Source organism: Timonella senegalensis JC301, assembly GCF_000312125.1.
In the GTDB taxonomy this organism is placed as follows: domain Bacteria; phylum Actinomycetota; class Actinomycetes; order Actinomycetales; family Cellulomonadaceae; genus Timonella; species Timonella senegalensis.
Map to the genome: position 1 here is coordinate 672,240 of NZ_HE978642.1, position 11,102 is coordinate 683,341.

The 11,102-nt window shown below is 62.5% G+C and carries 10 protein-coding genes; 4 read left to right on the top strand and 6 right to left on the bottom strand.

The window, feature by feature from the left end:
- Positions 1–20 precede the first annotated feature (20 nt).
- A complete protein-coding gene (locus HGSM_RS07545; protein WP_019148140.1) occupies positions 21–1,559 on the bottom strand; it encodes a replication-associated recombination protein A in 1,539 nt (512 codons plus the stop codon).
- Positions 1,560–1,667: 108 nt separating this feature from the next.
- Between HGSM_RS07545 and HGSM_RS07550 the strand changes: the two genes are divergently transcribed.
- On the top strand, positions 1,668–2,000 hold the full coding sequence (locus HGSM_RS07550) for a hypothetical protein (protein WP_019148141.1): 333 nt from the start codon (positions 1,668–1,670) through the stop codon (positions 1,998–2,000).
- Between the two features lie 4 nt (positions 2,001–2,004).
- Complete coding sequence (locus HGSM_RS07555) at positions 2,005–2,412, top strand: hypothetical protein (RefSeq protein ID WP_019148142.1); 408 nt, start codon at positions 2,005–2,007, stop codon at positions 2,410–2,412.
- A gap of 147 nt (positions 2,413–2,559) precedes the next feature.
- On the opposite strand, the gene HGSM_RS07560 is transcribed toward HGSM_RS07555, so the two are convergent.
- The gene (locus tag HGSM_RS07560; RefSeq protein WP_019148143.1) at positions 2,560–4,467 is read right to left on the bottom strand and encodes a heavy metal translocating P-type ATPase; all 1,908 of its coding nucleotides are present in this window, start codon (positions 4,465–4,467) and stop codon (positions 2,560–2,562) included.
- Between the two features lie 213 nt (positions 4,468–4,680).
- Here HGSM_RS07560 and HGSM_RS07565 point away from each other — a divergent pair, with 213 nt between their 5' ends.
- Positions 4,681–5,553 (top strand): carbohydrate kinase family protein, encoded by an 873-nt coding sequence (locus HGSM_RS07565; RefSeq protein WP_019148144.1) that lies wholly within the window; start codon positions 4,681–4,683, stop codon positions 5,551–5,553.
- Between the two features lie 16 nt (positions 5,554–5,569).
- On the opposite strand, the gene HGSM_RS07570 is transcribed toward HGSM_RS07565, so the two are convergent.
- Positions 5,570–6,298: an NUDIX hydrolase gene (locus HGSM_RS07570; protein ID WP_154646276.1), complete on the bottom strand. Its 729-nt coding sequence runs from the start codon at positions 6,296–6,298 to the stop codon at positions 5,570–5,572.
- Positions 6,299–6,419: 121 nt separating this feature from the next.
- Between HGSM_RS07570 and HGSM_RS07575 the strand changes: the two genes are divergently transcribed.
- A complete protein-coding gene (locus tag HGSM_RS07575; RefSeq protein WP_019148146.1) occupies positions 6,420–6,857 on the top strand; it encodes a hypothetical protein in 438 nt (145 codons plus the stop codon).
- Between the two features lie 130 nt (positions 6,858–6,987).
- On the opposite strand, the gene HGSM_RS07580 is transcribed toward HGSM_RS07575, so the two are convergent.
- From HGSM_RS07580 to HGSM_RS07590, 3 genes are all read right to left on the bottom strand, one after another.
- Positions 6,988–7,953, bottom strand: coding sequence for an asparaginase (locus tag HGSM_RS07580; RefSeq protein ID WP_019148147.1), 966 nt, complete (start codon positions 7,951–7,953; stop codon positions 6,988–6,990).
- A 157-nt stretch (positions 7,954–8,110) separates the two neighbouring features.
- Entirely contained in the window at positions 8,111–9,559 is a 1,449-nt protein-coding gene (locus HGSM_RS07585; protein ID WP_019148148.1) for an aspartate ammonia-lyase, read from the bottom strand.
- A gap of 222 nt (positions 9,560–9,781) precedes the next feature.
- Positions 9,782–11,102, bottom strand: a 1,321-nt coding sequence (locus HGSM_RS07590; RefSeq protein WP_040594713.1) for a peptide MFS transporter, incomplete at its 5' end; no start/stop codon positions are given.

Consider the following 11,102-nt stretch of genomic DNA (forward strand, 5'->3'; position numbering starts at 1 on the left):
AAAGAGTCTACCAGCGCGACTTAGCGCCCGTCCCTCAAGATCGGGTTGATGCCCTCAAGTCTTTGTGTGACGTTGCGCTCAAACCCGCGGTCGCTCGGCTGGTAATACTCGGCGCCGTCAAGGACATCGGGGAGGTACTGCTGGGGCGCGATGGCGTGCGGGTAGTCGTGCGCGTACTTGTATCCCACCGCATGGCCCAGTTTCTTGGCGCCGGCGTAGTGTCCGTCTCGCAGGTGTTCGGGCACGGTCCCGATCTTGCCGGACTGCACGTCAGCTATCGCCGCGTTGATGGCGTCGTGCGAGCGGTTAGATTTGGGTGCGGTGGCAATATGCACCACAGCCTGCGAGAGCGCGTACTTTGCCTCGGGCATCCCGAGGAGCTGCACGGCCTGCGCCGCCGCGGCCGCGGTCTGCAGCGCGGACGGGTCCGCCATCCCTACGTCCTCGGACGCGGAGATCATGATGCGCCGCGCGATGAACCGCGGGTCCTCCCCTGCCACGATCATCCGCGCCAGGTAGTGCAGTGATGCGTTGACGTCGCTGCCGCGCATCGACTTAATGAACGCCGAGATCACGTCGTAGTGCTGATCCCCGTCCTTGTCGTAGCGCACAGCTGCGATATCGATGGCCTGTTCCATCGTGGCCAGATCAACCAGTGCGCGCGTTTGTGCGGCGCCGGTTTCACCGGCACCCGCCTGACCGTCATCCTGATTCTCGACGATAGAGCCACTCCCAGCCCCATCCTCGCTGTCCGCGTGCCCGACCACGCCGGGGTCATCTGAAGGCGAGGTGTCCTCAGACTCAGCGCTATCGTCGGTAATAGGTTGAGGGGTTAACGAGTCGTAGTGACGCTCCAAGGCCGCGCCAGCGGCCGCCTCAAGGATGGTGAGCGCCTTGCGCGCGTCACCACCGGCGAGACGCAGCAGGTGCTCACGGGCCTCGGGAGCCAGCTCGACGTCCCCATTCAGGCCGCGCGGATCAGACACAGCACGGTCCACGAGCCGGGCAATGTCCTCATCCTCGAGCGACTTGAGCGTGAGCAGAAGCGAACGCGAAAGAAGCGGGGAGTTCACGGAAAAACTAGGGTTCTCGGTGGTTGCGGCCACGAGCGTAACCCAGCGGTTCTCCACCGACGGCAGCAGGGCATCCTGCTGGGACTTGGAAAAACGGTGGACCTCGTCAATAAAGAGGACCGTTTCCTCGCCGCCCGCCGTCAGGCGCCGGCGGGCATCCTCAATCACGGCACGCACGTCTCGCACGCCAGCCGTCACAGCCGACAGTTCAACAAACCGGCGCCCAGAGTTAGAGGCGATCAGATATGCAAGCGTCGTCTTACCGGTACCCGGAGGACCCCACAGAATGACCGATCCGGGCGCCGCACGATTCTCAGCTGCCGTAGGTTCCAGCAGTCGGCGCAACGGCGAACCAGGACGAAGCAGATGCTGCTGACCGGTGACCTCTTCCACGTGCGCAGGGCGCATCCGCACAGCAAGCGGAGCGTGCTCGGACACCTCCGGAACGCCAACGACCGTCTGCCCAGTCGATTCAAAGAGATCCATGGGCACTACCCTATCGCCAGCCACTGACGCCTCATGACCGGCGCACGGCGATACCGGCTGGGTAATATGACACAGACGCACAGGCCGCACAGCGCACCAGGAGCACCGATGACCCAGCCCTATGACGACCACGACAACTACCTTGGTAGCAACTCAAGCGAAAACCCGATCAAGTACCCCGGGCCCAATGACAGCATTATCCCCGACCCGTACCTGAACCAGCCCACCTCGCACTACGAACTCAACGGCCAGCTTGTTGGACCCCGGTCCGAGCGTGCCAAGCAGCTCCGCAAGCAGTTCGTGCTCATGGCAATCGGCGCCGTAATCGTCGCAGTCATCATCGCGTTCGTGACAGGCTCGATGTGGCTCATCCCCGTCATGATCATCATCGAAGGCATCTGGCTGTCCGTCATGCTCAAGCAAACCTCACCCAAGAAATAACAGCGTGAACACTCCACAACTCCCCGACTACTCCGGCGAACGCGCATACGACGAATACATGGAATCGCGCGCCCACGACGCCGAATACACCGAATGGCAGATTCGCCAGCAGCAAGCCGAGTTTGTTGCCCGCATCGAATGGACCAAGGCCAGACGCACCGCAACCTGGCAGATCTACGCGCTGCGCGCGCTCGCGGGAGTGCTGGCCTGCGTTGCCGTGTTTGTGCTGTTCACTGACGACTTTGCTTCCGCGGCGGCATGCCTGGCGCTCGCAGCCGGGGCACTCGTGGGCGCCTACCTGCTGCGCTCGCGCCGAAACATGCCGGTGGATAGCTTTCTGGCCGCTCACAATGTTGTAGGTGAACGCCACTCCGCATTCACGGGCAAACAGGTCCCGCCGCGGCGGTTCTAGAACTCCCGGGCCGCAACTCCTCCAGGGCGCATCCACCTAGGACACAGATCCCTAGGACACAACGAGGGCCGGCTACCTGCACATGTGCAGGTAGCCGGCCCAAATCGTCGAAAATCAGGGAGTGTGGCCCCTGAGGGGCCCACCCCACTACACCAGAGCGGGCTCCGGCTTGGTGCTCGCGGACATGACCCGGGCGCTGACCGCGGCGAGGGCCTCGTCCTCCTTACGGGTGCCCTTCAGGGCACGGAGTGCGGCAAGGATAGCTACCAGGTCCACGACCTCCTGGGTGAGCGCGCCGGCCGTGGCTGGGATGAAGCCGAACGCTGCAATCAGCATAAGGATCACCGAAAGCGCGATTCCGATCCAAATGCTCTGGAGCGCAACACGCATGGTCCGCTTGGAGATCTCGACCACCGCGGCAACGCGCGAAATATCGTCCGTGAGGATCACCGCGTCGGCTGCCTGCGAGGCAACAGTGGCGCCACGAGCGCCCATTGCGATACCCACGTCTGCGCGGGCAAGCGCCGGGGCGTCGTTCACGCCGTCGCCGACCATGATGATCGGGCGAGGGTTCGCCTGCGCCACGATCTCCACCTTGTCGGCGGGTAGGCACTGCGCATGGACGGTATCGATCCCGGTCTGCTCCGCAATCGAGTCCGCGGTTTCCTGCGCGTCACCCGTCACAAGCGCCACGCGCTCCACCCCGGAGCGCCGCAGCGTTTCCACAGTGGCCCGCGCATTCACGCGCAGCTCATCGCGTGCGATGAGAGCGCCAGCAAACATTCCGTCCACGGCCACATAGATTGCCGTCTCGCCTGGATCCACGTGCGTCACGTTTGCGCTAGGCGCAAACTGCTTGACATACGCCAATTTTCCGACGATTACCTTGCGCCCGTTCAGTCGTGCGGTGACGCCGTTGGTCGCCTCCTCGTGCGCCTCGTCGCTCGAGCTGAGCTCGATACCGCGAGTCTTCGCCTCGGTGATCAGTGCCGCGGCGAGGACGTGCGAGGAATACTGCTCGGCGGAAGCGGCGAGCTGAAGGAGCTCGGTCTCATCGAATGCGGCCTCCGCAGCAGGCTCAATGCGGGCGATCTGTGGGTGGCCCTGCGTGAGGGTTCCGGTCTTGTCAAAGTAGACCGAGCCCGCACGTGAGAGGTTCTCCAGGACAGCGCCGTTCTTGACCACGACCTTGTTCTTGGCCGAGCGGCTCATACCGGAAATGAACGCCACGGGCGCCGCGATCAGCAGCGGGCACGGGGTGGCCAGCACGAGGACCTCGGCGAACCGGGTTGGGTTGCCACTGACTGCCCACGCAATCCCGGCGATGGTGAGCGAAAGAACCGTGAACGGCACAGCGTACCTGTCGGCTAGGCGAACCGTTGGGGCCTGGTCCTCCTCGGCGCCCGCTACCAGGTCAACGATCTGCTGGTACTGGCTCGTGGCCGTGGTGGCGGTCGCCCGGATCTTGACGGCGCGCTGGCCATTGAGAGTTCCCGAGAAGACCTCATCCCCAGCGACCTTTTCTACGGGGATCGACTCACCGGTTAGCGACGACTGGTCGAACGCTCCGGCATCCGAGAGCAGTTCGCCGTCAACTGGCACAAGCTCCGAGGGACGGACCAGCAGGACATCGCCAATTGCGACCTCGCTAGCAGCGATCTCCCGAATGTCCTCACCCACAAGCAGGTGTGCGCGCGTTGGTGCATTGTCCAAGAGCGCAGAGAGGTCCCTCTTGGCGCGGCGAGCAGCAAAGTCTTCCAGCGCCTCCCCACCCGTGATCATGAGGATGATGATCCACGAGGCCACGTACTCGCCAACGAGAAGCGTCGCGATGATCGCGACCACGGCGAGGATGTCGAGTCCAAACTTTCCGGCCAGCATCTCCTTGACCATGTCCACGGCTTGCCACACCACGATGATGATCGCGTAGGCGGTGAACAAGTACCTTGTTGCGTCAGGAAAACTGAGTGCCCACAGCAACAGGCCCACGAGTCCCACAACGATCGTTGTGGAGAGCACTGGGTAGTGCTTAAGGAACCGGAATGTCTTTGTCATATAGCCATCGTCCGCCTATTCTGCCGTTCCTTCAACGAAGGAAAGGATTACCTAAATGGCTTAGAACAGGGCTTTTTGGGGAAGCCCTACCTTACTTTGGGCACCCTAAGATCGCTGAACACACGGGGAATACTGGACTTACGCAACGGCCATGTCATAAAACCTCAAGAGGTAACATGAGTGGGGTTTCACCCACCGCTAAGGAGCACAAAAATGGCAGCCCGCACTAAGAACAACGCCCGAGTGTTTGTTTCAGGTCCAAGTTCTTGGAACACCATGGTCTACCTGGATGCGCTGCCGGAACCGCGCCCGCACACGATCTTTGCCGAGGAAACCGTGGAGACGCCCGGCGGAACCTCGCTCGGGAAGGCACTCAACCTTGCGGCTCTCGGGGCCACAACGCTCCTGCTCTCCCCCATCGGCCCGGATATGCGCGGTGAGCAACTCCGCTCTCTCGTGCGTTCGGTCGGCGTTGAGGACCTCGGCGCAACCTCTCAGGTGACCGAGCGGCACATCAACCTTATGACCAGGTCCGGTGAACGCTTGTCGATCTACGCGGCCACACCTCAGGGCGTTCAGGTTCCGGGCAAGGATGATCTGCAACGCGAAATGCGGGCTTCCGATGCGGTGATCCTAGATCTTTCTGACACGAGCAGCACCTTGGCGCCACTAGCAAAGGCCTCCGGGACCCCCATCTGGACCGACCTCCACGACTACGATGGGGCGTCCAGTTTCCACGAACCCTTTGTAGAGTCCGCCGACTACGTGTTCATGAACGCCGACGCTCTGGGCGACCCCAAGCCGTTGATGTCCCGGCTTATTGCTGCAGGCAAGCGGCTTGCAGTGTGCACGCTAGGTGCCGAGGGCGCCGTGGGACTCACGCAGGAGGGTGGATTCGTGCACGTCAACGCCGCTCCCACCAATGTGGTGGACACCAACGGAGCCGGTGATGCGTTTATGGCGGCGACCCTGATGGCGATCCTTGGCGGCGCACCTACACGCGATGCACTCGAGGCTGGTGCTCAGAACGCGGCGCTCGCACTGCAGAGCAAGCACCTTCACGCGAGTTTGGACGCGCTTCTCTAGTTCCGCCTGGCTACTTCTACTTGGAGTTCCAGTCGGAGTGGTGCACCGCGCGCGGACCTTCCTCGTCTTTCCGCATGAATAGGCGGGCAGGCTTGCCCAGCAGTCCTTGCGTGACGTTTCCGGTGTCAAACAGCTTGGGCTGCATGAGCCTGCGGAACGAGTCCTTGAGGATTCGGTGGCCAGCCACTGCCTCGTGCGCGGTACGGAGTTCGAGCATTGTCACCTCTCGCTTTGCCACAAACCGGTAGGGGTCCGGCCGCAGTTCGTACTCTCGCCGAAGGTGTTTAACAGCCTGCGTCACGATTTCACTATGGTCCCATTTCAAGCCTGCTGCTACGCCTCCCTCTACAGGGACTGCCAGCACCGGGTAGGCCTCCGCGCTGACTGACGCGATGCCATCGATTGCCACCTGTACCTGTGCATGAGGCACCGCAGCAAAGTGCGCTGCCGAGAGCACCCATCCCAGAGCGTCCCGAGTCGGCGAATCGAAGACCCTCAGCTGGTGCGCCTCGCCAACCTCGATGCCTGCAACGGTGAGCGCGGCTCGACGTGCGGCATCGACTAGCCGCTCCCCCGGCTCTAGTTGTGCACCGGGCAACTGATACTCGCCGTCAATTTTGACTACCACAACTGCGAGCGACCCCTCCGGCGCTAATGTCAGGATGCACAAATCGGACGAAACCGCCGGGCGCTGGTCCGGATCGAGGCTCGAAGGTTTGTTTGGGCTGGAACTATGGGCTCTCATGGCGGATTTTCCTCCCTGCGAGTTAGCGCGCTATTGAGCAAATAATACAGGTGTTCGAATCTTGATTGATTCTCTCACAGCAACGAGCGCCGGATGCCCTTGACCGGATTACCCTTGAGTGGTGACTGCTCAGGCGTTTCTCTTGACGTACAACCCCGCCTATTGGTTCTGGCCCCTCAACGAACGCACCACTCCCCGCTTGGGAAACTGGAACGTGGGCCGCAGGACTGGTGGGGTCTCCCCCGACGATGACGTGTACGTGCTCCAACAGGGTGCCTCCGGGAGAGGACTGCTCGCCCGCGGCGTTGCCACCTCCCCCGTGTTTGAGGAGCCACACTGGGACGGGATCGCGGGCCACCGCACCCACTCGATCGAGGTGCAGTGGCTCGAAATCGCTACGTCGCCCGTGATTGAGACTGCCGAGCTACGTTATGCCGTCCCCGGCGTGCATTGGGCTCCTCGACAGAGCGGCGCTCTCGTGCCAGCGGCAGTGACACTTCGCCTCAAGGAGGTCTGGCTCGACGCCTGGACCTCCCATTTACCTACATCGAACGGATGATTATCGATACGTTCGCCATCGAACGGATCGATAATCATCCGTTCGATGGGAAGGTTGGGCACGACTAAGAGTGTGGGTGCGCGATTGGACTCAGGGTGGCTCGCGCGGTGGTGCCAGGGGTGTGGTGAGGCTAGAACAGCGACAGGACCTCACCCACGGGCTCACCGTGGCCGAGGATCTTGGGCCAGTGCTTCTCGTTGAGCTCGCTGCTGGTGTGGCCGAGGATCTCGAGCGCACGAATCGTGGCAGCAATGCGGCCGCGAGCCCCACCATCGGAGATCTTGATGCCAAATGCGGAGCCATCTGCGAACGCTCCGATGTGAACGGACTCAGCGCCGTCCTTGCACATGAGACCCGGGAAAGCGACCATCATGTCGGTCACGTCACGGTCGGTGCCACCCAGGTACTCGGGGTTGGCGGTGATCGCGCGGTAGATCGTGGCCTCGTGCGACTCTGGGTCAGCGGCGGCAACGCGCGCGATGTGCACGAATCCCCTGGTCACAGCCTCGAGCGACAGGTAGAACAGCGGGGCACCGCAGCCGTCTGTGGTCACGGCACTGGCCTGCTCGCCGCAGACCTCCTCGATCGTCTCGCGAATCGCACGCTGCAGAGGGTGCTGTGCGTCGAGGTAGGTCTCGAGGTCCCAGCCCTGAGCAACGCAGGTTGCGACCATGGCCGCGTGCTTACCCGAGCAGTTCTGGGTCAGCGAGCTCGGCTCCATGCCGTCAATGACAGCCTGCTTGTGCGAGTGAACGCCAATAGGCAGGTCCGGGGTGTTACGCAGCGCAGACTCGTCAAGGCCAGCATCCACCAGCGTGGAGCGCACCGTGTCCAGGTGGAACTGCTCCGCAGAGTGGCTCGCGCAGGCGAGCGTCACTTGCTGAGGGTTACCCACCCAGCCAGCGCGCAGCATGGCGAGGGCTTGGAGAGGCTTGAGGGAGGAGCGCGCGTACATGGGGGCTCCGGGATCGCCGAGCCGCGCAAGCGCTTCCCCAGTCGCCGACAGCACGATGACAGAGCCGTAGTGGGCTGACTCGTTGACTCCGCCACGGGTGGTTGCGATCAGGGGAACGTGATTGATGAGTTCTGGTTGCACGGACCCATTGTCCCACCTCGTAGCGGACGAAACCCACAGCTAGTGACACCGCGAGTCGGCGCCGAATACCGGCGCTGCCCAGTGGATCGGATCCCCAACAAATGGCGGCCCAACTCACTTATGTTCGGCAGCCCGCCCAAGCGCCGCCCACACGCCCTCACATGGAGTGCGGCAACGTTTCTGCGCCGGAGCCCGTGGCCGTTGGATCCCCCGGCAGAGGACGCAGGTTTGCCAAGCGGGTGGGGCTCAGCACCTCGGCAAGCTGCTCGGGAGTCATGAGTCCCCGCTCATTCACGATCTCGGCAACGCCCCGCCCGGACACGAGCGCCTCTGCCGCAATCCCGGTGGCCACCGAGTACCCAAGGATGGGGTTCAACGCGGTAGCCAGTCCGATGGAGTGCTCGACCATGTCCTTGAGCCTCGCCTCGTTGGCGGTGATGCCACTGACGCAGCGGTCGGCAAGCGTGTAGCACGCGGCGGTCAGGTGGTTGATGCCTGCGTCGAGCTTGTGGAAGATGACCGGCTCGAACGCGTTGAGTTGGAGCTGGCCCGCCTCCGCCGCCATTGAGATGGCCACGTCATTGCCGATAACCTCGTACGCCACCTGGGACACCACCTCAGGAATAACTGGGTTCACCTTGCCCGGCATGATCGAGCTGCCGGCCTGCATGGCTGGCAGGTTGATCTCCCCAAAGCCCGCGCGGGGCCCGGAGGACAGCAGGCGCAGGTCGTTGCAGATCTTGGATAGTTTCACAGCCACGCGCTTGAGCGTGCCGGAGGTCTGCACCAGGGAGCCCACGTCCTGTGTGGCCTCAACCAGGTCGGCTGCCGTGCTCACGCTGAACCCAGTGATCTCGCTCAGGTGCTCGGCTGCGAGCGCCGCGTATCCTTCTGGTGCGTTGATTCCGGTGCCGATGGCGGTGGCGCCGAGGTTGATTTCGGTCAGAAGCGCGGAGACCTCGGTGATGCGGTCTCGGTCCTCGCCGATCATGATGGCAAATGCGCCGAATTCTTGTCCTAGGGTCATGGGCACGGCATCTTGCAGCTGTGTGCGGCCCATTTTGAGGACGTGGTAGAACTCGCGGGATTTGGCTGCGAATGCTGCTTGGAGGTGGGCCATGGCCGCGCGCAGGTCGACGATCGAGTATAGGAGCGCGATCTTGAGCGCTGTGGGGTAGATGTCGTTGGTGGATTGGGAGAGGTTGACGTGGTCGTTGGGGTTGATAACCGCGTAGTTGCCTCGCGTTTCCCCGATGATTTCGAGCGCGAGGTTTGCTATGACCTCGTTGGCGTTCATGTTGGTGGAGGTTCCGGCCCCGCCTTGGATGACGTCCACGATGAACTGGTCGTGGAGTTCGCCGGCCATGATGCGCTGGCATGCCGCGATGATCGGTTCCGCTACTCCGCTTGGCAGGATTCCCAGTTCTTGGTTGGTGCGCGCGCATGCGAGTTTGACGGCTGCGAGCCCCTTTATCAGGTTGGGGTGGGTTTGGATGGTGAGTCCCGTGATGGGGAAGTTCTCCACTGCCCTCAGAGTCTGTACGCCCCAGTATGCGTTGTCGGGGATGTCGCGGTAGCCGAGAAGATCTTTTTCCTGGCGAGCCATTGCCTGTTCTCCTTTGAATCGAGTCCTTGCTCATTGTCGCAGGTTGCATCGTGTTCGCGCGCCACAGCGCGCGCACCACCGCAACCAACTCCGCCACACCATCCCAACCAACTCCGCCACACCACCCCTGCCCTGCCGCGCTCTCCCCTACTCACTCAATAAACAGCAATGGTGCCCGACCTATGCAGGTCGGGCACCATCGTCGAGAATCAGTGTGTGTGGTTACCGCACGCCACGCATGAGGCGCAGGATTGGCTTGCTGCCGAGCCATAGGGCCACGCCGAGCACGATCGAGATCGCGCCGATGGTGCCGAAGTACTGGACTTCTGGCCAGCTGGTGTACAGGCCTGCGAGCTCGCCTGCGAGCGCCGAGCCGAGCGACACGGACAGGTAGAACAGCGCGATCATCTGGGTGCTGAACTTTTCTGGCGCGAGCTTGGTGGACAGCGACATTCCCACTGGGGACAGGCACAGTTCTGAGAGCGTGAAGATGAACAGGATGAGGACCATCCACAGCATTGGTGTGGAGTTCTCTCCTCCGCCTGCGGTGACGAGGAATAGGAGGAAAGCGATTCCCATGCCGAGGCAGGCGAGTGCGAACTTGACGGGTGCTGGTGGCTGGCGGTCGCCGAGTTTGGTCCACATGGCTGCGAAGACGCCGGACAGGATGATGATGAAGATCGGGTTGATCGAGTTGATCCAGGACACTGGCATTTCCCAGCCGAGGAGGTTTCGGTTGAGCTGCTTGTCGGAGTACACGGCGAGCACGGTGAACTGCTGCTGGTAGAGGGACCAGAACGCGACGGAGCCGAGGAACATCGGGATGAAGGAGATGACGCGTGAGCGTTCGTCCTTGGTGATCTCACGGTCCTTGAGGATGAGCGTGAACAGTGCGACGACGCCGATGATTGCTACCGCGATGACGATCGCGGATAGGTTGTCGGCGGTGATCCAGCCCAGTGACACTGCGAGCGCAATGGCTGCGATGGCGGCCACGACGATGATGATCCACTTGGGTCGTTCGCTGGCTGGCAGTGGGTTGGCGATGTGGTGGGACGCCTTGGGGAGTTTCTTGCGGCCGATCTGGTACTGGGCTAGGCCTGCGGCCATTCCGACTGCGGCCAGACCGAAGCCCCAGTGGAATCCGAGTTCCTTTTGCAGGAGGCCGGTGAGCAGTGGTCCCACGAGGGCGCCAAGGTTGATGCCTAGGTAGAACAGGGAGAAGCCTGCGTCTCGCCGGCTGTCGCCTGGCTCGTACAGATTACCGACGATTGCCGTTGCGTTGGCCTTGAGTCCGCCACTTCCCAGCGCCACAAGCACGAGGCCGATTCCCACTCCGAGGAGTCCTGGCACCAGGGCGAGGGCGATGTGCCCGAGCATGATGAGGATTGCGGAGTAGTACAGGGTGCGTTCTGCGCCGAGGAGCCTGTCAGCTACCCAGGCTCCGACGATTGCGGAGAGGTAGACGGCTCCACCGTAGGCGCCGACGATTCCGAGGGCGGTTCCTTCGCTGATTCCTAGGCCGCCCTGGGACGCCGAGTAG